This window comes from Maribacter sp. X9, assembly GCF_048537565.1.
Lineage (GTDB): Bacteria > Bacteroidota > Bacteroidia > Flavobacteriales > Flavobacteriaceae > Maribacter.
Genome location: NZ_CP183215.1, coordinates 3045774 through 3066240 on the forward strand (window position 1 = coordinate 3045774; position 20467 = coordinate 3066240).

General features: G+C 38.5%; 24 protein-coding genes. 7 read left to right on the top strand and 17 right to left on the bottom strand.

The window, feature by feature from the left end; translation table 11 throughout:
- Positions 1-179: 179 nt before the first annotated feature.
- Entirely contained in the window at positions 180-797 is a 618-nt protein-coding gene (locus ACNR9Q_RS12935) for a hypothetical protein (RefSeq protein ID WP_419211637.1), read from the bottom strand.
- A gap of 849 nt (positions 798-1646) precedes the next feature.
- Here ACNR9Q_RS12935 and ACNR9Q_RS12940 point away from each other — a divergent pair.
- Positions 1647-2120, top strand: coding sequence for an FKBP-type peptidyl-prolyl cis-trans isomerase (locus ACNR9Q_RS12940; RefSeq protein WP_419211638.1), 474 nt, complete (start codon positions 1647-1649; stop codon positions 2118-2120).
- A 12-nt stretch (positions 2121-2132) separates the two neighbouring features.
- Here ACNR9Q_RS12940 and ACNR9Q_RS12945 read toward each other — a convergent pair whose 3' ends face one another.
- The 4 genes from ACNR9Q_RS12945 to ACNR9Q_RS12960 form a co-directional block, all read right to left on the bottom strand.
- Entirely contained in the window at positions 2133-3029 is an 897-nt protein-coding gene (locus tag ACNR9Q_RS12945) for a 3-keto-disaccharide hydrolase (RefSeq protein ID WP_419211639.1), read from the bottom strand.
- A 123-nt stretch (positions 3030-3152) separates the two neighbouring features.
- A complete protein-coding gene (locus ACNR9Q_RS12950) occupies positions 3153-3581 on the bottom strand; it encodes an FKBP-type peptidyl-prolyl cis-trans isomerase (protein WP_419211640.1) in 429 nt (142 codons plus the stop codon).
- Between the two features lie 175 nt (positions 3582-3756).
- Positions 3757-4299: a DUF4251 domain-containing protein gene (locus tag ACNR9Q_RS12955; RefSeq protein WP_419211641.1), complete on the bottom strand. Its 543-nt coding sequence runs from the start codon at positions 4297-4299 to the stop codon at positions 3757-3759.
- A 312-nt stretch (positions 4300-4611) separates the two neighbouring features.
- Positions 4612-4932, bottom strand: coding sequence for a hypothetical protein (locus tag ACNR9Q_RS12960; protein ID WP_419211642.1), 321 nt, complete (start codon positions 4930-4932; stop codon positions 4612-4614).
- Between the two features lie 232 nt (positions 4933-5164).
- On the opposite strand from ACNR9Q_RS12960, the gene ACNR9Q_RS12965 reads away from it, so the two are divergent.
- Positions 5165-5467: an HPF/RaiA family ribosome-associated protein gene (locus tag ACNR9Q_RS12965; protein WP_419211643.1), complete on the top strand. Its 303-nt coding sequence runs from the start codon at positions 5165-5167 to the stop codon at positions 5465-5467.
- Positions 5468-5485: 18 nt separating this feature from the next.
- On the opposite strand, the gene ACNR9Q_RS12970 is transcribed toward ACNR9Q_RS12965, so the two are convergent.
- A complete protein-coding gene (locus ACNR9Q_RS12970; protein WP_419211644.1) occupies positions 5486-5839 on the bottom strand; it encodes a hypothetical protein in 354 nt (117 codons plus the stop codon).
- Positions 5840-5985: 146 nt separating this feature from the next.
- Positions 5986-6594, bottom strand: a complete 609-nt coding sequence (locus ACNR9Q_RS12975) for a nitroreductase family protein (protein WP_419211645.1) — start codon at positions 6592-6594, stop codon at positions 5986-5988.
- Positions 6595-6772: 178 nt separating this feature from the next.
- Here ACNR9Q_RS12975 and ACNR9Q_RS12980 point away from each other — a divergent pair, with 178 nt between their 5' ends.
- The gene (locus ACNR9Q_RS12980; RefSeq protein WP_419214283.1) at positions 6773-7723 is read left to right on the top strand and encodes a TerC family protein; all 951 of its coding nucleotides are present in this window, start codon (positions 6773-6775) and stop codon (positions 7721-7723) included.
- Positions 7724-7955: 232 nt separating this feature from the next.
- On the opposite strand, the gene ACNR9Q_RS12985 is transcribed toward ACNR9Q_RS12980, so the two are convergent.
- The 10 genes from ACNR9Q_RS12985 to ACNR9Q_RS13030 form a co-directional block, all read right to left on the bottom strand.
- Positions 7956-8210, bottom strand: a complete 255-nt coding sequence (locus ACNR9Q_RS12985) for an acyl carrier protein (protein WP_419211646.1) — start codon at positions 8208-8210, stop codon at positions 7956-7958.
- Positions 8211-8270: 60 nt separating this feature from the next.
- Complete coding sequence (locus tag ACNR9Q_RS12990) at positions 8271-9545, bottom strand: beta-ketoacyl-[acyl-carrier-protein] synthase family protein (protein WP_419211647.1); 1275 nt, start codon at positions 9543-9545, stop codon at positions 8271-8273.
- Positions 9538-9990, bottom strand: a complete 453-nt coding sequence (locus ACNR9Q_RS12995) for a 3-hydroxyacyl-ACP dehydratase FabZ family protein (RefSeq protein WP_419211648.1) — start codon at positions 9988-9990, stop codon at positions 9538-9540. The genes ACNR9Q_RS12990 and ACNR9Q_RS12995 overlap by 8 nt, the downstream gene beginning before the upstream one ends.
- Before the next feature lie 18 nt (positions 9991-10008).
- On the bottom strand, positions 10009-10809 hold the full coding sequence (locus tag ACNR9Q_RS13000) for an SDR family NAD(P)-dependent oxidoreductase (RefSeq protein ID WP_419211649.1): 801 nt from the start codon (positions 10807-10809) through the stop codon (positions 10009-10011).
- A 16-nt stretch (positions 10810-10825) separates the two neighbouring features.
- Positions 10826-11881: a type III polyketide synthase gene (locus ACNR9Q_RS13005; RefSeq protein ID WP_419211650.1), complete on the bottom strand. Its 1056-nt coding sequence runs from the start codon at positions 11879-11881 to the stop codon at positions 10826-10828.
- A gap of 20 nt (positions 11882-11901) precedes the next feature.
- Positions 11902-12612 carry a methyltransferase domain-containing protein gene (locus tag ACNR9Q_RS13010; RefSeq protein ID WP_419211651.1) on the bottom strand — a complete coding sequence of 237 codons (711 nt, stop codon included), beginning with the start codon at positions 12610-12612 and terminating at the stop codon, positions 11902-11904.
- The gene (locus tag ACNR9Q_RS13015; RefSeq protein WP_419211652.1) at positions 12612-13733 is read right to left on the bottom strand and encodes an NAD(P)/FAD-dependent oxidoreductase; all 1122 of its coding nucleotides are present in this window, start codon (positions 13731-13733) and stop codon (positions 12612-12614) included. Before ACNR9Q_RS13015 ends, ACNR9Q_RS13010 begins: the two co-directional genes overlap by 1 nt.
- A gap of 80 nt (positions 13734-13813) precedes the next feature.
- Positions 13814-14506, bottom strand: coding sequence for an OmpA family protein (locus ACNR9Q_RS13020; RefSeq protein WP_419211653.1), 693 nt, complete (start codon positions 14504-14506; stop codon positions 13814-13816).
- 27 nt (positions 14507-14533) lie between these two features.
- Positions 14534-15016, bottom strand: a complete 483-nt coding sequence (locus ACNR9Q_RS13025; protein ID WP_419211654.1) for a hypothetical protein — start codon at positions 15014-15016, stop codon at positions 14534-14536.
- A gap of 150 nt (positions 15017-15166) precedes the next feature.
- The gene (locus ACNR9Q_RS13030) at positions 15167-17143 is read right to left on the bottom strand and encodes an alpha-ketoacid dehydrogenase subunit alpha/beta (RefSeq protein WP_419211655.1); all 1977 of its coding nucleotides are present in this window, start codon (positions 17141-17143) and stop codon (positions 15167-15169) included.
- A 121-nt stretch (positions 17144-17264) separates the two neighbouring features.
- On the opposite strand from ACNR9Q_RS13030, the gene ACNR9Q_RS13035 reads away from it, so the two are divergent.
- From ACNR9Q_RS13035 to ACNR9Q_RS13050, 4 genes are all read left to right on the top strand, one after another.
- Positions 17265-18215 carry an isopenicillin N synthase family dioxygenase gene (locus ACNR9Q_RS13035; protein ID WP_419211656.1) on the top strand — a complete coding sequence of 317 codons (951 nt, stop codon included), beginning with the start codon at positions 17265-17267 and terminating at the stop codon, positions 18213-18215.
- Between the two features lie 3 nt (positions 18216-18218).
- Complete coding sequence (locus tag ACNR9Q_RS13040; protein ID WP_419211657.1) at positions 18219-18548, top strand: translation initiation factor; 330 nt, start codon at positions 18219-18221, stop codon at positions 18546-18548.
- Between the two features lie 106 nt (positions 18549-18654).
- Positions 18655-19587 carry a DUF1835 domain-containing protein gene (locus tag ACNR9Q_RS13045; RefSeq protein WP_419211658.1) on the top strand — a complete coding sequence of 311 codons (933 nt, stop codon included), beginning with the start codon at positions 18655-18657 and terminating at the stop codon, positions 19585-19587.
- Between the two features lies 1 nt (position 19588).
- Positions 19589-20455, top strand: coding sequence for a nucleoside phosphorylase (locus ACNR9Q_RS13050; RefSeq protein ID WP_419211659.1), 867 nt, complete (start codon positions 19589-19591; stop codon positions 20453-20455).
- Positions 20456-20467: the final 12 nt, after the last annotated feature.

A 20467-nucleotide genomic window follows, 5' to 3' on the forward strand; every position in this document is an offset into this window, starting at 1 on the left:
TACAATAATTGTTAACTGCCATATAGGTTATATTATCTTATAGGGGTCTCAATGGTTAGAATGAATCCTAAAATTTAGCGACCGACCCGTACATTGTTTCCAAAATTATCTGTTAGCCTTGATTTTTTTGTTTCTTTTTTTATCAAGAAAAAAAGAAGTGAATATTCAATTCGTAATCACTATTTTTTATCTAAAAGATAACAATCAAAAGATACGCTATCATCGAAATATTCTCTTTCAAAAGCGTCTTCACAAATTACTAATTTGATCTCTGAGTCAAATTTAGTTTGATTCATTTCTTCAACTTGCGCTAAGTAAAATAACCACATTAGTGAGTCAATTTTATGTTGATTCTCATATAGAATTTTTGCAATTTTCAAATCAGGTTCTGAAGCCTTGATTAAAATTGTCCACTTTTCAAACCCAGCCATTTGTGCAATAGCGTGTTGCGCTTTCATTAGAGTTAATTTTTCTTCATCAAGATTGAAGTCGATCATAACTAATAAAACGTCAAAATACTGTGGCTCATATTCATATTTCCAAGCATTGTTCTGTTTGTCGGAGTTCGGTTTTCTCCGTTTAAAATCTTTGAGTAAATTTTTAGATTGAAGTTTAAAGAAGTCAATAGGTTCCATAATAATATAATCCTTTATCCAAAGATTATTATCCAAAAAATCATGCGTTCGTATACTATTGTTGGATAATAAGCCTTGAGTGTTTATATTATCAATTATGGCGGATGAAATCTTTGCACGAACGAGCAGGCATACCATAAACACCTTATCAAATTTAAACATTTTGTTCTAATTTATTTCCAGAGAGAATTCTTTTCATTCACAACATTGAAAAAGTGTTTAGAAATTTATTCTCAGAGAAATTTTATAATGTGGCACTAGTTGACGAGAATCAAGTAAATATTTTTGTAGAGAATTTTAAATAATGATATATCTATACATTATGTAAAATAGAAATTAAAAAAAGGTTTTAGGAACATAAAGAGTAGCAAGGGCACAGAAATTTTATTTTCGAAATTTTGTGCTGTTGCGGCAAGCTGACGAGAATTTCCTGAAAAATTTACTGGCAGACAGTTTCTCGTAAATCATGTATTCTAAATAAATCTAAAAGTTTTGCTTTTTTTGGCACTGGCCAAGCGTTGGCAAATTGTGTTTAGAAATGAACGCCATAAAGCGTTTATTTATAAAAAGCAATCGAGCGCTTGGTAGCGGCTATTTTACATAACGGCAAATTATAGATACAAATAAATTATTTCGCCGTGCGCAGCACACCGCTTGAAAAAGTTTCATGACCCTGTTGTAAATTTTATTTGCTGATGAATTGTTGAGGGATATTTTATATAATATAGAATTATAGCTTACAGATATTTTCAACATTCCAGTAAAACGGCTTTGACATAATTGTTGACGATATAGAACACTAGCGTGTCGCTATATCTACAATTATATAAAATATATGGTATGCGCCGTTTTACGCTACAATCATATTTGTACTATAATTTATATTATGTAAAATAGAATATTTTAGGGCATTCCAATAGTATTTCTTTTTCCACGAATTTATACGCAACCTTATCCCCCTATTTTCATCTATCCTAAAAATTATAAACCTTTACCTTCAACTATTCAAACATGAAATATAGCGTATACCTTTTACTTTTTGTTTTTGTTACTGCCTGCAATCTAGATTCCGCACATAATGAAGTTTATGTTGATCCTATAGATTATAAAGCCCTAAATGATAAGCAGATTACAGACTACCTAACTACTAATAATATTGAAGCTGAAAAAACTGAATCGGGACTTTATTACACGATCGAAAATCTCGGCGATGGTGAACAACCCACTGCAACTTCGAACGTAACCGTTGCCTACAAAGGCTATTATTTAAATGGTACGGTATTCGACCAAAGCCAAAACGATGGTACAACCTTCGCACTTAATCGAGTAATCAAAGGCTGGACCGAGGGTATCCCCTACTTTAAGGAAGGCGGAAACGGTACCTTATTCATACCCTCTCATTTAGCCTACGGTAGTTATAACTATAACGGTATTCCGGGTGGATCCGTACTTATTTTTGACGTTAAATTACTTTCTGTCAATTAATTAAGTTGTCTTCTAGTCATAGATACAGGCAGCCGCATCGGGCTTAATATAATAGGACTTATAATTTTTGGCATTTTTATCCATACAGCCGCACAGGTTCAATAATTCAATAGATTTAAAATCAATGGGAGCCGTTTCGGCTTGTATGGAGATATATCCTTCGGTCAATGCTTTTCCTTCTTGAAAGGCACTTTCCAAATATCCTTCAACATTACCACCGCCGATCGTAGGTTTGGTAAATTCGAGCACCACTTCGCCTTCCATAATATGTTGTACTAACGAATCACCTAGTACCAAGGCTTCTACGGTTACCCATTGGTTTCCAGGATATGTCTTTGAAACGGAATTGATACAATGCGGGGTGTATAACGTATCGGCAATCATTACATTGGTACCCGGTGTACATAGATTGGCGGTGTTCCGTTCCCGATTGTCATAACCTCCTAATAATTGCAACTCTAAGGAAATAGGGAAATCTTGATTCAGACCCATGCTTTCAGGAGATTGACCATGCAACATGAGTCCGTTATTACGAATGGCCCATTCAGGACCATTGATTTCTTGTTCTCCTACGAACCTGTATTTGGCCCTTAATTTATAATAGGAGAATTTATCTTTGTAAAACAAGTGGCCGAAGTTTCCATTGAAGGTATCGTTTTTCGCGTACCGCACGCTCAATAGACTATCCTCATATACAAATCGGTCTTTATAATTGATGCCTAGTTTGGATCCCGTAAATTTTGGGGTCCAGTCTTGGTAATTCGCTCCATTGAAAAGAGCGATCCACTCTTCTTCGTTCGGGTCCGCCGATTTATCCGCACAGGATACACAAAAAAATAGTATCATGAGTGCGACCATAATACCTATACTTCGTGTAACGTGGATAAGCTTCTTTTTTAAAATGTGCATTGCAAAAGGTTTTTAAAAATATAACATCAAATTTAACAGATATTTCGCACTGATGGGTCGGATTGCTTCCATAAAAAAACCGCCCCTTAAGGGCGGTTTCAATTTATATAACGTCTAGGCGTATTACTTAATTTCAACCAGTTCCAATTCAAAGGTCAAGTCTTCCCCTGCCAAGGGATGGTTTGCATCGACTACGATATCATTTTCGTTTACTTCGGCAACCCTTAGTTGTTTTTCGGTACCATCGGCATTCTTGGCCATAAGTGCCATATTTACTTCAGGTTCTATATCTTTAGGTAAATCTGACTTTGCTACTTTTTGAAACAGCTCTTTTCGTTTTTCACCATAAGCCTCTTGCTTATCGATAACGATGGTTTTCTTTTCTTTGGGTTCCATATTCAAAAGTCCTTTCTCAAAACCCGGTATTAAAGCTCCTTGTCCTAATTTTATCTCTAAGGGTTCCCTGTCCAATGAACTATCGAACACTTGTCCGTCGCTCAATTTTCCAGTATAATGTACCCTTACCAAATCGTCTGCTTTTACTTTGCTCATACTATTAAATTCTATGTATTTAACTTAATTGAGGTACAAAGGTATCGTTCTGAACGGCGAATAACGAATAATAGCCAAAAACCTCGGGTTTTTAGCAGTTTTTAACGGAAAACGGACATTTTCTAATATAAAATTTCAATTTTTTATACTTTTTAAGCGATTTAGGAGAAAAAGTTTAATCTGAAACCTTAATTGATAGTACGTTTCCACTATAGCGAATGGTATTGCGTTGGTTACTCGATATTGTCAGGTTCGCTATCTTATTCGGAAATATGCTCAAATTGAGGTTATACGATTCCATCTTTTGGTCTAGTTGCATAGTTATATCATAACGCTTTCTATCCTTATTGTAAATTTGACTATAATGTGTGGGAATACCATTGAATTCAATACCAGCATCAGAGCCATATCCCCCACCGAAACGTCGTTCTCCGTAATAGGGTAAATTAGCGGAAACACTGTCCCCCATTATTTTTAAGAAATTGTTCCCCCCGTTAAGTTGTATGGAACCGGCATTACTTCCCGGAGGTAAAAGTCCGGAGTTGGAGATGGCGTTTAAACTTTGCGTGGCCATAGGGTTGACCCTATCCGCTTTAAATTCAAACGACTTAGTTTCTAGTAACGATTGTAGCTCCTCAATTTCTTTACTATCAAGTTTAGAGGTACCACAACCGACAATTGAAGTGGTTAAAAGTAGATATAGCAGGTATTTCTTCATAGGATATTAAATTATTACCACCACCTTTTTACTAACCAAATATATGCCAAACTAAAGGGGTCTAATCCTTCAATTCTTCCTTCGAGAGCTGGGTGTTCGCTGAAATAATTTTTTGAAATTTACCTCAGTTGAAATCTTTATATAATACTAGTGGAAACATAGTAAGATTCAAACTGAGGCATAATCGGTTACCATCTACTTGCTCGCTTACAATAGTATTTAATGTAAATACTATAATCAAAAAGTCCTTTATAATGAAAATAAACCAAGGCCGTTGAGTTTATTAGCTCAGTTTATCTGTTCACCCTTATCTTATAATTGAACGGTCTTTCTTGTCTTCAGTGTGTACTCCATAACATCGAATTCTAAATCGAACGTCTCCTTAATATGATTGTTGACCAGCCGGTATTGCTCAGGCAATAACTCTCCGGTAGCTTTTAAGTAGTTCAACAAGTTTTGGTTAGCCTCTGCCAGCAATCTTATCTTTTCCTTTAAATATTCCTTGGTCTCAAAAAGTGCTTTTGTAGAAGGTTCATATAGATAGGAATCCATCTTAGATTTAAAGTAGTGTAAACGTGTGTAGCAACGCTCTAATTTACCCAAAGATGATGGTTTGTCCTGTAAATTTTCCATAATGTTCCTTTTAAGTTTACCCATTCAAAACCGTACTGTAAAGTAATAGAAGAAACCTCAATTTTTTGAACGCTATCGCTTATTTAACTTAACTTTAAAACCAAAAGAAATTCACTTAACAATTTCAAAACAAAATAGTTATACATCCTTAATTTGTGTAGTGAATTTATTTAAGATTTTTTTAGTTGTTGGCATTAACTGAAATGCTTACCTTAAACTAAACTTTAATCCTATGAATATAAATTTTGAATATGACGATGTAAAAGCCAGTAATCGATTAGAGATCATGGCTGCCAAAAAGTTGGAAAAACTAGTGGACAAATTCGATTTTATAGTACGGTCAGATGTGTTTTTCAAGAAGGAAAATACCTCTTCCCCCGATACCGGAATGATTTGCAATATTCGGCTGAGCGCTCCTGGGCCTCGGCTATTTGCACAATCATCTGCAGCGAGCTTTGAAGCTTCCATTGCTGCGTCTGTGGAGGATCTACAGCGCCAGTTGGAAAAAAGAAAGGCTAAAATGAAGGCACACTAAACAACGTTGATGTACCTATCAATTAGATGACTTTTCCTTTGCGCTATCGTCAGGTTTAGTTTCTTTGGCTATCGCCTGTTGAAGGTGCTCAGAGAAGGGATTTCGTTTTAATTCCTTTAATAATTTCTTTCTTTTTCTATCGGGTATATCCAGTGAATCCAATAGTTCTTTGGTACGATATTGATGTGCTATCCTGCTCTGTTTTAACGCAATCCGTTCAGAAACGGATAGTACATAATCGGATTCAAATTGTCCCATCAAGGTCCTTTTCTGGACCTTGATTTTCTTTTGGTCATTATCTTGGGCACTACTGGTCACCGTTCCTAAAATAAGGAATACCAAAACACAGCCCCAAAAGGTCATTTTTTTCATTTCCATAATTTTTCTGTACGGAAAATAAGACTAAAATTCGAAGTACCCATAAATCAATAAATACTAGGCAATTAATCGAAAAAAAACACCCTTTTGACCAAAGAGTGTTTTATGTAATCCCTAAAAGCTTTCTGGTTTATAGGAACTTATTTCGAAGCCCAGCCGCCCTTAAACGCAAAGTCTTCCTGTGGCATTCTTTTACGTGTAGCGGTCTCTTGCTCTTGAAGTTCTTCGGATAAATCATTTAAATCACCTCCATAATAGCCTGCAGCGATCGCCGTGGTAACATGATAACCTGAGGGTACCTCAAAAACTTCATGCGCCTTTTTCCAATCCACCCCTGCCATATGGTGAAGGGCAATGCCCATATATTCTGCTTGAATTGCCATATTCCCTAAAGACAATCCCAAATCATGAAGGGCATGAAAGTTCTCTTTTCCATCAGGATTTTGTTCTTTATAGGCCGTCAATAATAGTAGCGGTGCATTGGTGGCCCAGCTTTGGTTGAAATCACTTAGACACTCCACTATTTTGTTATAGGCATCTGAACCCTTGTGCGCGTAGATAAAGCGCCAAGGCTGCCAATTATTTGAACTGGCAGACCAACGCACCGCTTCGAAAAGACGGTTGACATCTTGATCTGTCAACGCTTGATCCTTAAATATTCTAGGACTATAGCGTTGCTTGATCAACGCATAGATTTCGTGGTCGTTCTTGGCAATTTTATCGAGTGCTATTTGCTCCTGCTTTGTCATTCTCTAATTTTTTTCGGTTAATAATTTATTTTAAAAATACAGTAATACCAAATAATTGATTGACCTTATCCATTCAAATGTTGATGGGTATTGAATTGATTTACAACCTGTGAATAGTATCTTAAAATAAAATCGAAAAGTACTAAATGTACTACCTTTGCGACATCTAATATTGAATATGATCGTCTGGATTGTTTTTATCGCTTTTGTATTGCTCTTCCTCGCCTTAGACCTTGGAGTGTTCCATAAAAACGAGCACGTTATCAAATCTAAGGAAGCGGGAATTTGGACGGCGGTCTGGATGGGTATCGCGTTTAGCTTCAGCGGTATTATCTATTGGCTATTCAGTGCTGAAATCATAGCTAACCCAACTGGATTAACGCCGAATAATGCAGTTTTAAAGTACATTACAGGCTATCTTATCGAGCTTTCTTTGAGTGTCGATAATGTCTTTGTGATCGCCGTAATCTTTTCTTCTTTTAAAATACCCGCCCTATATCAACATCGGGTTTTATTTTGGGGCATTTTAGGTGCCATTGTTTTTAGGGCCTTAATGATATTCTTTGGGGTGGCCTTGATCACCAAGTTCGAATGGATCATTTACATTTTCGGTATCTTTCTCTTATACACGGCTTTTAAGATGCTAAAAGACGATGAGGATAATTTTGACCCAAAAAATTCTTTTGTGTTCAAACAGATTAAAAAAGTTTATCCTGTAACGTCAAAAATACAAGGACACGATTTTTTCGTGAAACGAATGGGAGTCAAAGCAGCCACTCCCCTGTTCGTAGCATTGATCGTTATTGAACTGACGGACATTCTCTTTGCATTGGACAGCATTCCCGCAATTTTAGCGATTACCGCCAATCCATTTATTGTTTTTAGCTCCAACATTTTGGCCATTTTAGGATTGCGCTCGATGTACTTTTTAATCTCTAGGATGTTAGAGAAATTCCGATTCATCAATTATAGCCTTGTCGTGATATTGGCTTTTGTTGGATTGAAGATGTTATTCTCCCATTACGTGGAATTACCTGAATGGGTATCCCTTGCCGTAATTTCCCTTTCGTTGGTTTCTGGAGTTCTTGCTTCTATCTTTATTGAGGAAAAAGAAGAAGAAGAAAGGTAATTGATAGGAATTTAAAGAAACGCTTTGCTGCCCTAAAAATGCCGCTTTAACCCGGAACACTGTTCCTGAAATGAACAAGACCAAAGAACCTGTAACGCATAAGGCAATACCAAAGTGCAGCACCCTCGTGTTAAAGAAATCAACTTTCAATGGCACAACTGATTACGGCGCCTCAAAGAAATTGTCCGCAACCACCTGTGCACAACCATTTTCGTTCGAGCTTTTTTTCGAATCAGCTATTATTCAGTTTTTTATCGATAATCGCCATGGCATCGTTTACGGTCTGCATCTGGTCCATATCTTCATTTTCCAAACGAATGTCAAAAGCGTCCTCAACGTCCAGAACAATATCCACCAGATTCGCAGAGTTGATGTTCAAATCGTTCACAAAGTGACTGCCAGGTCCAATGTCCGCTACGGTAACATCCTCAGGAAGGTATATTTTAATAATATTCTTTAATTTTTGATATTTTTCTTCTTCTTGCATCCATTTATTTTTTATACCCTACGGTATTTACTTATTGTCCAATTCACCTCTTTTCCTACTTTAGCCCGAATACGCCTTAAAAATAACACAAGCGTTCACATCTCCAAAACCAAAACTTGCTTTGGCCATTATTTTTGGTGAATAGTCCAAAGTTTCCCTTGGAATCTTATGCGCTGCAACTATTTCGGTTATTGTTGGATGGAGGTCATCACAGTTCACATTTTTGAAAACAACATGGTGTTTAAATTGTAATAGTGCCCCAACACATTCAATACTTCCTGCTGCCGCTAAACAATGTCCGACAGTGCCTTTAAACGAATTGATATATGGAAACTCAGCCCCTATCCTATTTAATGCTTGGCTCCAATTTTCAATTTCAAAGGCATCTTTGCTTGTAGCGGTCAAATGACCATTTATTACGTCAACATCAGCAGTTGCTATCCCCGCATTGAACACTGCATTTTTAATACACCGCTGCACTGCCATACTATTGGGTGCGGTCATGGAACCTTCTCCCAATTGCCCCCCACTATTGACTTCGCCGCCCAGTACTTCGGCATAGATTCGGGCACCCCTTTTTTGTGCACGCTCCAAAGATTCCAAAACAAGGGCCCCTGCCCCACTCCCGGGTACAAATCCGCTAGCGGAAGCACTCATGGGTCGACTGGCTTCACAAGGGTTATCGTTATAACCTCTAGGTAAAATGCGCATTGCATCAAATCCGCCCCATACATACGGACCACTATCACTACAACTACCAGTAAGCATAATTTCAGCCTTACCTTGTACAATGCGTTCATAGGCCATTAGAATACCTTCCGTGCCAGTCGTACAGGCGGCTGAATTGGTGGTCACCTGATTTCCACAACCTAATTGTCCGCCCAAATAGGCACTAATACCACTGGCCATGGTCTGAATCACCGAGGTACTTCCCAATCGGCGTACATTTCCTTCGTCAATCAAGTGTATCGCCTCCCGAAATTTATCGACTCCCAAAATACCCGTTCCAAACAAGATGCCACGGTCCCAAGTCGGTTCCGAGGTTGTATTTTTCACCAAACCGGCATCTTCCCAGGCATCCATGCCCGCGATGACTCCATAAACAATTCCTGTAGCATTCAATCCACGTCGCTCTAAGGGAGTAAAGTAGTGATCAATGAGATTGTCCTTTACCAAGGGTTCCCCGGCGACCTGACAGCCAAATCCTAATTTCTCCAAAATCGGTTGATGCCTTATCCCACTTTTACCATCTAACAAGGCTTGGGTGAAATCTTTTAAGCCCACTCCATTTGGGGCACACACACCTAATCCCGTTATTACTACGCGCCTATTCATCTCTCAAACCTATCATGCCCGCCAAGGTACCTTTACAGACCAATTTATCATCCTCGTCATACATCTTCACTTCGCATTTTAGTTTTTGAAATCGAAAATAAACGATTTGAGAAATTACCTTCACCCGCTCACCCGGAAACACAGGAACCAAAAATTCCATTTGAGAACTGCTCATTCCAATTTTTAAATTTTTTGATGCTTCACGTTCCCCTAATAAGTAAATTCCCAAACAGACCAAACCGATCTGTGCACAACATTCGGTCAACAGCACCCCTGGTGTCACGGGATTGTCCTTAAAATGACCTTTATAAAAATCTGAACCCACATCGAACCTATACGAACCCTCTGCTCCATTTTCATCCACCTTCAGCAGCTCATCCACAAAAAGAAAGGGCTTAGCATAGGGTAATTTGTCCAAAATCCATTGAAAAAATTCCTTTCTCATATATATTTATATTGATTTTTAAACTAAACTCTCCCCGCCATCTACTTTAATAACCGTACCCGTAATCCATTTTGCTTCATCGGCGGTCAATAAAAATACAGCATTCGCAACATCTTCTGGTTTGGTCAAACGTTGATTCGGATTTCGTCGTAAGGCATGGGCTTTAATTTCTTCGTATCCCGGAATCATGGACAATGATTTTGTAAGCGTAACCCCGGCCTGAATACAATTTGCCTTGATCCCTACTCCCGCAAATTCAAGGGCTATGCTCCTGGTCAAGGCTTCCAATGCTACTTTGGCAACGGAAACCGCCGCATAATTGGGTAAGGCCCTAGAATTGCCTTCACTCGTAAAGGAAACGATACGGGTATCCGCTGCAAATAAGGCAGCTTTTACCAAGGCTTTAGTCCAATCGTACAAACTCAGGGCCATAGCCTCGAACGTTAGCTTAAAATCGGTATCGGTCAAAGTGGAACCGCTTTCTGAATGCATTGGTTTTAGGGTACCTTTGGCAATGCTGTGCACCAATACATTGATTTTATGGCCGAAAGGTAATTGCTCTTGAATAGCTTCGACAATCCCAGCCCTTTTTTCAGGATTCAACGCATCGACATTCATAGTAATGAGTTCGTTTCCAAAGGATTTTATTTCATTGAACGAGGCTTCAATTTCATCTAAGTCCGCACGTCTATCCCGATGTATGATGAGGATATGATAGCCATGTAGAGCGAGCTTTTTTGCCGTAGCCAAGCCCAAGCCACTGCTACCTCCTAAAATCAAGGCCCATCTATTTTTAAATATGGTTTCGTTTGAATTCATATCGTTTCAATTTACATCACCACTCGATCAATACCCTTTGTGCCGAAAATCCAGGACCGAAACTTAAAATAAGGCCCTGCTCCCCTTCTGCTATTTCCTTATCTAAAAAACGTTCCAACACATATAGTACGGTCGCACTACTCATATTTCCGTAGCGTCGTAAAACTTCTCGCGTATCGTCAATATTCTTACCCAAGGCCCCAAAAAGTGATTCTACCGTTTGTACGATTTTTTTTCCTCCGGGATGAAAAATCAAATGCTCCACTTTTTCAATGGAACTTCCATACTTTTCTAAAAACGGATATACGATATCGGAAAAATGATTAGATATGGTTTCCGGAACCGATGGATCCAAAATCATCTTTAGTCCATGATTGGTCAAATCGAAACCCATCATGTGGGTAGCGTCCTTAAAATGGTACATCCCCTCCCCTATAATTTTGGGTCCCACTGCAGCTGCTTCCGAAGATAACAAAACACAAGCGGCTCCATCACCAAAAATAGCGGCGCTTACCATGTTGGCCATTGAATAATCGTTCAATTGAAAGGTAGCGGTCGGACTTTCAACGGATACGACGGCAATTCGTTTTTCAGGATTAGACTTCAAGAAATTATGGGCATAAATGAGTCCCGATACCCCTGCGGCACAACCCATTTCTGTAACTGGAAGTCGTACTACATCTTGCCGCATACCTAGGTCATTGATTAAATATGCATCTAATGAAGGAATCATGATTCCTGTACAACTTACCGTAATGATATAATCAATGGAATCAGCTTCCCAACTGGATTTCTTCAAAGCGTTACGTACAACATTCGCACCCATGCGTTTGGCCTCTCGTACGTAGATATTGTTTTTATCTTCAAAGGTAGTTGAAACGAAAACCTCTTCTGGCGGCATTATGGAGTAGCGTTTGTCTACGGCGGCCCCTTCAAATATCTTGATCACCTTTCTAGAAAACCGCTCTTGTTGTCCGCTTAACCAAAATTCTACCAATGGCAGAATATCTTTGGTATATCTAAAGTATTCGGGTAACTCTTTGGTTACACTAACAATTCTTGTTTGATTCATAGCTATTCTTAACCTTCAATCTACCATTTCTTTTTCAATACCCATACATATCTAAAGGCCCATTTCCATTTTATAGTATGTGACGCGTTTTTAACTTGGTTTGCATACCCCAACAACTCTTGTTTTTTGAATGCTCTTCGTATAGATAACAATCCATCTTTCTTGGCTATTTCAGTTCTTATAAAAAAGAAACTAAATGCCTTGAACAAATAATACGCTAAGGGGCTGCGCTGCAAATCATTGATGACCACCCCAAGAGATGCCAATGTGTTGAATTGATTTACAAATTGAACTACTCCCGTATCTGAAAAGTGATGTAAGGTCAACGTGGTCATCACCACATCAATATCTAAATGAGAGAAATCAGCTGTAAGAATATTACATTCGATAAAACTAATTTCTGGAAAATGGGTGGAATATATTGTAGCCAACTCCAATCCCTGCTTGTTGAGATCCACCCCGATTAGATTCACCGTAATATTCCGTTTTCTAGCCTCCAAAGCGAGCTTTCTAAGCATGGTTCCTTCGGCGCAACCCATATCTAAAATCGTATATGATTTTTTATTTTTTATTGCAATCAGCTCAAATACACCATTTAATGTAATTTGATAGCCACCTAATAGTGAATTCACTCTGTTGATATCCTTAAGAATGATATCCAGTTCCTCAGTAGTACCCGTATAGGTATCCATGATTTCGCTTTCTGGACTACGTTGTGTAAAATCTACCATTATTGTATCAATTCTCCATGGGTTTTTGAAATAATGAATTTCATTAGGCTATCTGATTTACCAACCGTTCGAATGCCCCTGGTGACCATATTTTTATTCAGTATTATACCTTGTAATTTTCTCCCGTACCACAAACGCCTACTAAAGGTTTTGGACCACGATTTTCTATATTCTTGTTCAAGCTGAAATCGATTAAAATTAGACTCCTTAAAAAACTTCAAAATGATTTCCGAAGCGATTTTTGCACTGTGAATGGCCATGGCCATCCCATTGCCGCAAAGTGGATGAATAAGCCCGGCGGTATCACCGCACATTAACATATGATTTACGACCGATTCCTTTTCATCAAAGGAAATCTGTGCGATGGTCAAAGGATTGTCAAAAACGAGGTCCGATTCCGATAAAAACTTTTTTAAAAAAGGGTTGCTTGAAACCACTTTTTCATTGAACTCGGTAATGTCCTTATACTCCTTGAAAGTTCGATAACTTGCCAAATAGCAGAAGTTGACTGCTCCTGATTCAGTTTTTGAGAGTCCGCCATAGCCGCCTTCGAAATTATGCAAGCCAACCAGATCATCAGGAAAATCAGGACAGTGGTAGTGGGCTTTCACCGCTAACCAAGACTGTTTTTTAAAGCTAAAATCCCGTTCCAGTTTCTTATCTAAAACCGAACGCTTACCATAAGCGCCAACGGCTATTTTCGAGGAATAGGTGCCCGAAATTGTAGTAATCAAGAAACCAGTATCCATGAAATCCGTCCTAATCACTTTTTCAAAATAAAATTGAACTCCAAGATTCTTGGCATGCGTAAACAAAAAGTTATCAAAAGCATATCGGCTGATACCAAAACCTCCAAGGGGTAAGTGGGTTTCTACCAAATCACCTTCTACGGTAGAAATTTGAAATCTTGTAATATTGACCGCTCCAATTGTGGTGAGGTCTACCCCCAAGCGGTTCAAATAAGGTTCTATTTCTTTAGAAACATATTCCCCACAAACTTTATGGTTTGGGTAGGGATTCATTTCAAATAAGGCTACATCCTTTCCCTCACTACTTAAATGAATAGCCGCTGTCAGTCCGGCCAAACCTCCACCAATAATAATTATTTCGTGTTCCTTCACTGTGTTGAAGTTACATCATTTACAAAAAAACCCTGCAATTGCAGGGTTTTAATTTATCGCTAAAAAACATTCAAATGTTTTTAATTCGTTTGTTGTTTAGCCTCTTGTTTCAATTCTTCACTGGCAACAATCGCCAACTCAACACGTCTATTCTTTGCCTTACCTTCTGCGGTAGTATTATCTCCCACAGGTTGTGTTTCGCCATACCATTTGGTATCAAAACGACTTGCATCGATGCCTTTAGTTATTAAGTAATTGGTGACCGACTGTGCACGCTGCTTAGACAAGGTCATGTTGTATTCGTCAGAACCGGCACTATCGGTATGGCCTTCCACCAATATATTTGATTTTGGATATTCCTTGAAAATACCGGCCAATTTATCTAATGTAGCAGCTGAAGTTCCCTGTACGTTAGATTTATTAGTGTCAAAATAAACACCGGCATCTTCATTGAAGGTAACGTTGATCCCTTCGCCGACCCTTTTTACTTCTGCACCAGGTATTTCTTCTTCGATACGTTCTGCTTGGCGATCCATTCTATTACCGATGTAACCCCCTGCGGCACCACCGATAGCGGCCCCTAAGATAGCCCCAAGGGCAGTATTGTTACCACTACCAACATTATTTCCCAGAACACCACCAATTACGGCTCCGCCGGCAGCACCTATCGCAGCTCCTTTTTGGGTTTTATTCGCATTTTTAACTGTACTACAACTCATTACCATCGCAAGGGCTATAACGTAACTCGTTTTTCTAATTATACTTGTTTTCATACTATCTTTATTTTATTTATAAGTAGGTTATTGTTTTTTTGTGAATTCATATATAACGTTAACCGAAGTACCATCGACCATCGCCGTAGACTTTAAGGTCATTGCATATTCCGTTAGACTTTCAATATTCAAGCGATACCCGGCACCCCCTGAAATATCTTGATTTTTTTCGTTGATAAACTTGAATTGCAACTGACTTGTATAATTTGCCTCACGATCTACAACGGACCATCTTATATATCGGGGGCCACCGTTACATAACGTAGATGGGCTAATGGTATAACGACCAGTACTGTTATTATCCCGGAAAAACCAATCACTGCCTTCCAAACAAATATCTTCTACATCATTGAACAATACTGCCTTTACATTTCCTGTATTATTCTCAAAAGCAACATTGTCCAAAGTCCAGGAACCGCTTAAAAGATTTCTCTTTGCACGCGCATCTTTGGAAATGGAACAAGAAGTCACTGCAAGTGCCATACTAAAAATCAAAATCATTTTTTTCATAAATACTTAATTTATTAGGTTTGTTGGGTATATACGTTAAGCAATACCGTTTGGACTGATATAACTCAGTTTTAAGCCAAAAAGTATTGCAAAGATGAAGCTAAATCAACGCATCTATTGGCTCTTTTAACAAATTTCTTAGCGGTAATACTAGTAACGAACCAATTCCAATAAAACAGACTCAAATCGTGATTTTGCCAAATACTGTTCCTCTAGCTTGGTATTAAAAGGGATTGGTGTTTCCAAACTTCCGACCCGCCTAATGGGACCATCTAAAAACTCAAAGCAATTCTCCATTACCAAGGCAGCGATATCACTGGCAATTCCACCAAAAAGACTATCCTCCTGAAGAATAATTAGTTTTCCCGTTTTTTTTACGGAGGTATATATACTTTCCATGTCCAAGGGTTGTAGCGTACGCAGATCTAGCAGTTCGGCATCAATACCGGCGTTGTTGTCCAAGGTCTCCAATGCCCAATGTACTCCGGCGCCATATGTGACAATTGTAATCGATTTTCCTTTTCTTAAAAGTCCTGCTTGGCCAAACGGCATATTATAGTAACTGATCGGGACTTCTTGATAAATACTTCGATATAAGCCCTTATGCTCAAAAAACATAGCCGGATTTGGATCTTCGATGGCGGTCGCCAATAATCCTTTTGCATCGTAAGGAAACGCCGGATAAACCACTTTGAGTCCCGGTGTTTTGGTAAACCAAGCCTCATTGGTTTGGGAATGGAACGGACCTGCAGCTACGCCGCCCCCGCAGGGCATGCGAATGACCACATCTGCATTTTCACCCCATCTGTAATAGGTTTTAGCCAAATAATTGACAATAGGATTGAAACCACTGCTGGCAAAATCGGCAAATTGCATTTCGACAACGGCCTTCATCCCATTAATGGATAAACCCATGGCCGTTGATACTATGGCCGACTCGCAAATAGGTGTATTGCGCACCCTTTCTTTTCCGAATTTTTCTAAGAAGCCTTCTGTAATTTTGAAGACGCCACCATATTCCGCAATATCTTGACCCATGATAACGAGGTTATCAAATTTCTCCATAGATTGCCATAAACCCTTTGAAACAGCATCAATCAAACGAATATTTTTCGTGTGTATATTCGGATTAATTTGTTTAAAATCAAATTTTTGATAAACTTCATCTAATTCTTTACTTTCATTCGGTACGATTGTATTTTCTGAAAAAGATTTTTGTAAATGAGACTCGATTTCATCTTGGATTTCCGCCCGAAGTGCTATCTCCGTTTCAGTCGAGAGGATATTTTCCTTCTTTAGAAAACTGGAAAAATTTTCTAAAGGATCCTTTTCCGACCACATATCTAAAAGTGCTTGCGGCACATATTTTGTTCCACTTGCCTCTTCGTGGCCCCGCATTCGAAAAGTCTTAAACTCGAGTAACACCGGTCTTGGATTATTACGCATGTCCTTTACAATTTCAGACACTTTTGAATATACTTCCAAAATATTGTTGCCATCGATAATATGGGCTTCCATGCCGTAGCCTAGGCCCTTATCGGCCAAATTTTCACATTTAAACTGTTCATTGGTGGGAGTTGAAAGTCCGTAACCATTGTTCTCGATACAAAACAATACCGGCAAATCCCAGACCGAAGCAACATTTAGGGCTTCATGAAAATCTCCTTCACTAGTTGCTCCTTCGCCTGTAAAAACCGCCGTAACCTTCTTCTCTTTTCGTAATTTTTGGGCTAGTGCGATTCCATCCGCTACCCCTAACTGCGGACCCAAATGCGATATCATTCCGATAATCTTGAATTCTTGGGTGCCAAAGTGAAAACTACGGTCACGGCCTTGTGTAAAACCACTTGCTTTACCTTGCCATTGGCCAAATAAGCGGTACAGCGGTATTTCCCTCGTAGTAAAAACGCCAAGATTGCGATGCATGGGCAATATATATTCATCAACATGCAATGCGCTGGTAACACCCACAGAAATAGCTTCCTGACCGATACCACTGAACCATTTCGAAATTTTCCCTTGTCTCAATAAAATCAACATTTTTTCCTCGACCATTCGGGGTTTCAACATCGCTTTATAAAGTAAACGTTGGACATCTTCAGCAATCTGAAAATTCTTATAATCCATACAATAAGATCTGTTTTATTTAAAAATATAAATGTAACAAAAATGGCCACAGCTCAGAACAATCATAACATCGCTTGCAAATCGGCAATAATTAGTAATTTTACATAAATTCCATGTAATTATGAGTTTGGTACCCAGTGTTGATTTGTCCGATTTTCTTTCAGAAGATCCAAAACGAAAGCAAAAATTCATTGATGAAATCGGTAAGGCCTTTGAAGAAATAGGCTTTGTAGCCTTGGGCGGCCATTTCTTATCGGATGATTTGGTTGACTCCTTATATTTCGAAATCAAAAAGTTCTTTGATCTACCTCAAGACACGAAAGAAAAGTATGAAATAGAAGGTATTGGAGGTCAACGTGGCTACACTTCTTTTGGAAAGGAACACGCCAAAGGCCGTAAAGAGGGTGATTTAAAGGAGTTTTGGCATTTTGGGCAATATGTTGAGGATAATCCATCATTGGAAGCCGAATATCCAGACAATGTAATTGTCACCGAACTTCCTCAGTTCAACGAAGTTGGCAAAGAAACCTATAAGATGCTTGAAAAAACAGCGAAATATGTGTTACGTGCGCTAGCGTTACATCTTAATTTGGATGAGTATTATTTTGATGATTTCATCAAAAACGGGAATTCTATTTTACGCCCCATTCACTACCCCCCGATCACCTCTGAACCCAAAAATGCGGTTAGGGCCGCAGCCCATGGCGATATCAATTTGATTACCTTATTGATGGGGGCTCATGGTAAAGGACTGCAGGTGAAAAATCATGACGGAGCATGGGTAGATGCCATTGCCAAACCCGACGAATTAATGATTAACGTAGGAGATATGTTGTCACGATTGACCAACAATAAATTATTGTCAACTATACATCAGGTCGTAAATCCGCCCAAAGAACTATGGGGAACTTCTCGTTATTCAGTTCCTTTTTTCATGCATCCCGTAAGCGAAATGCCCTTGAACTGTTTGGAGAATTGTATAGATGAAGAACATCCAAAGTTATATACAGATATTACGGCCGGTGAATTCTTACACGAGCGCCTTATCGAATTGGGATTGATTAAAAAATAAAGAATGGACTTACAAGATCAACTCAAAAACCTTTTCCCCGATCATAAACCAGAGCTAAATGCAACGGAAAGAGACGAAGAAAGTGATATATGGCTACAAGATGATCCGATCATTTGTAAATACGAAAAAAGGAAAGGAAAACCCATTACCATTTTAGAAGGCTATACGGGAGCTGATGAGGATTTTAAAAAATTAGCCAAAGAATTAAAAACAAAATTAAGCGTAGGCGGTAGTTTTAAGGACGATCGGATTATTATTCAAGGTGATTATAGGGATAAAATAATGAATATTTTAAAAGAAAAAGGCTTCGCTGTTAAGCGGGTCGGAGGTTAAAAGAACTATGTTCTTATCGATAAACTTCTATTTGTTTTCTGTTAAATTATTTTATATCCTTGTTATTAATGTTATTTTTAATCTTCCAAACTAAAATTAAACTGGTATGAGTACCCTTTTACACATTACCAATGGAGATAATTTCACCCAACGTCTTCAAAAACTGAACCTCGGTGGGGATGTAATCACATGGCGCGAAATGCTATGCGAAGGAAAAACATTGCCCACTGTTGGAACCGAATCTTTTTGGAAAACCAGATTTGAATTTCTTCATAAAAATTACAAAGTTTCCAAATCTTGGTTCATTGAAAAAACGCTCAAAGAATATCGATCTTTATGTAGCCACAAACAGCAAGACCACATTGTGTTGTGGTTTGAATATGACTTATTTTGTCAAGTGAACATGTTGGCCGTAATCAGTTGGCTGCTTACACATCGAAAGTATGCAGAGATTTCATTGGTCTGCAGTGGAAAGGAAGATGCATCAGACACGATGTATGGCCTTAACGAACTGACCGATGAACAATTGCTACAGCTTTATAAAAACAAAAAGATACTCACCCAAGACGATACCGAATATGCTGATTATGTTTGGCAACTCTATTGCAGCAACAATCCGATACGTTTAGAAAATCTCACCGATTTTAAAGATTACCAGTTCGATTATTTGGGTGATGCGGTAAAAACGCATTTAAAACGTTTTCCAAGTATTGCCAATGGGCTTAACGAAATGGAAAACACCATTTTACGCTTGGCAATGGATAGCAAACCAACTTCAAAAAAAGAATTTATGGAGACGATTCTTAAAAATCAAGGAAATCTTGGTTTTGGGGATACGCAATATGAAAGGGCCATAACCAGATTAAAACCTTTGATCACAAGTTTAAATCCGGTACGATTATCCAAAAAAGGGAAGGAAATCTTGGAGGGTAAAACCAGTTACTATTCCTGTATTCAAGATAATGATGTTTACTTGGGGGGTGCCCTTAAATATAATTTCCTGTACAATACAAATTCCAATAGAATTTTAAAGCTATAGCATGCAGTTAAGGCCTGCTGAGCTTATTCTCAATGAAGATGGTAGCATTTACCATCTCAATCTGCTTCCAAACGATATCTCCACCACAATCATTACCGTTGGCGACCCTGAAAGGGTAAGTCAGGTTTCTCGATATTTTGATACTATTGAAGTGAAAAAGGGAAAGCGAGAATTCCATACCCATACAGGTCATAAAAATGGAAAACGACTCACTGTAATCTCGACCGGCATTGGAACCGATAATATTGATATCGTACTCAATGAGCTTGATGCCCTGGTCAACATCGATTTTAAGACCAGAACGCTAAAAAAAAATCGTATACGATTAAATATCATACGGATTGGAACGTCAGGCTCCATTCAAGCGGATATTCCTGTAGATTCTTTTTTAATGAGCGAATATGCAATTGGTTTTGACGGTTTATTGCATTTTTACGAACATGGCCATATTAACCATACAGCCATTGAGGATGAATTTATAACCCACACTTCCTGGCTCAGTGCTAAAGCACGGCCTTATGTGGTTTCCTATTCAGAAAATCTAGCCGAACTCTTTCAAGATAATCGTATACGATTAGGGTTTACCGCAACTAATATAGGCTTTTACGGACCTCAACACAGGCAATTGCGCTTGGCCCCCAGTCAAATGGAGGTTATGGAAAAATTGACAAGCTTTAGGTATGAAAATCATTGTATAACGAACTTAGAAATGGAAACTTCCGGTATTTATGCCTTAGCAATACTTCTAGGTCATGCAGCGGTATCGTTGAATTGTATTTTGGCCAACAGAGTCACCGGAGAATTTTCAAAAAATCCTTCCAAATCAATTGATAATCTCATCCAATTCTGTTTGGAGAGACTTAGTTAACAATCCTTTAAA

Bases quoted from the DNA above. Each gene is read 5' to 3' on its own strand.
- ACNR9Q_RS12960 (WP_419211642.1), bottom strand. From the start codon at position 4,932: ATGGAAAATTTACAGGACAAACCATCATCTTTGGGTAAATTAGAGCGT.
- ACNR9Q_RS13030 (WP_419211655.1), bottom strand. From the start codon at position 17,143: ATGGATTATAAGAATTTTCAGATTGCTGAAGATGTCCAACGTTTACTT.
- ACNR9Q_RS12990 (WP_419211647.1), bottom strand. From the start codon at position 9,545: ATGAATAGGCGCGTAGTAATAACGGGATTAGGTGTGTGTGCCCCAAAT.
- ACNR9Q_RS12955 (WP_419211641.1), bottom strand. From the start codon at position 4,299: ATGAAGAAATACCTGCTATATCTACTTTTAACCACTTCAATTGTCGGT.
- ACNR9Q_RS13025 (WP_419211654.1), bottom strand. From the start codon at position 15,016: ATGAAAAAAATGATTTTGATTTTTAGTATGGCACTTGCAGTGACTTCT.
- ACNR9Q_RS13045 (WP_419211658.1), top strand. From the start codon at position 18,655: ATGAGTACCCTTTTACACATTACCAATGGAGATAATTTCACCCAACGT.
- ACNR9Q_RS13050 (WP_419211659.1), top strand. From the start codon at position 19,589: ATGCAGTTAAGGCCTGCTGAGCTTATTCTCAATGAAGATGGTAGCATT.
- ACNR9Q_RS13010 (WP_419211651.1), bottom strand. From the start codon at position 12,612: ATGGTAGATTTTACACAACGTAGTCCAGAAAGCGAAATCATGGATACC.
- ACNR9Q_RS13005 (WP_419211650.1), bottom strand. From the start codon at position 11,881: ATGAATCAAACAAGAATTGTTAGTGTAACCAAAGAGTTACCCGAATAC.
- ACNR9Q_RS13040 (WP_419211657.1), top strand. From the start codon at position 18,219: ATGGACTTACAAGATCAACTCAAAAACCTTTTCCCCGATCATAAACCA.
- ACNR9Q_RS12970 (WP_419211644.1), bottom strand. From the start codon at position 5,839: ATGAAAAAAATGACCTTTTGGGGCTGTGTTTTGGTATTCCTTATTTTA.
- ACNR9Q_RS12975 (WP_419211645.1), bottom strand. From the start codon at position 6,594: ATGACAAAGCAGGAGCAAATAGCACTCGATAAAATTGCCAAGAACGAC.
- ACNR9Q_RS12995 (WP_419211648.1), bottom strand. From the start codon at position 9,990: ATGAGAAAGGAATTTTTTCAATGGATTTTGGACAAATTACCCTATGCT.
- ACNR9Q_RS12980 (WP_419214283.1), top strand. From the start codon at position 6,773: ATGATCGTCTGGATTGTTTTTATCGCTTTTGTATTGCTCTTCCTCGCC.
- ACNR9Q_RS12945 (WP_419211639.1), bottom strand. From the start codon at position 3,029: ATGCACATTTTAAAAAAGAAGCTTATCCACGTTACACGAAGTATAGGT.
- ACNR9Q_RS13000 (WP_419211649.1), bottom strand. From the start codon at position 10,809: ATGAATTCAAACGAAACCATATTTAAAAATAGATGGGCCTTGATTTTA.
- ACNR9Q_RS12935 (WP_419211637.1), bottom strand. From the start codon at position 797: ATGTTTAAATTTGATAAGGTGTTTATGGTATGCCTGCTCGTTCGTGCA.
- ACNR9Q_RS12950 (WP_419211640.1), bottom strand. From the start codon at position 3,581: ATGAGCAAAGTAAAAGCAGACGATTTGGTAAGGGTACATTATACTGGA.
- ACNR9Q_RS13035 (WP_419211656.1), top strand. From the start codon at position 17,265: ATGAGTTTGGTACCCAGTGTTGATTTGTCCGATTTTCTTTCAGAAGAT.
- ACNR9Q_RS13020 (WP_419211653.1), bottom strand. From the start codon at position 14,506: ATGAAAACAAGTATAATTAGAAAAACGAGTTACGTTATAGCCCTTGCG.
- ACNR9Q_RS12965 (WP_419211643.1), top strand. From the start codon at position 5,165: ATGAATATAAATTTTGAATATGACGATGTAAAAGCCAGTAATCGATTA.
- ACNR9Q_RS12940 (WP_419211638.1), top strand. From the start codon at position 1,647: ATGAAATATAGCGTATACCTTTTACTTTTTGTTTTTGTTACTGCCTGC.
- ACNR9Q_RS12985 (WP_419211646.1), bottom strand. From the start codon at position 8,210: ATGCAAGAAGAAGAAAAATATCAAAAATTAAAGAATATTATTAAAATA.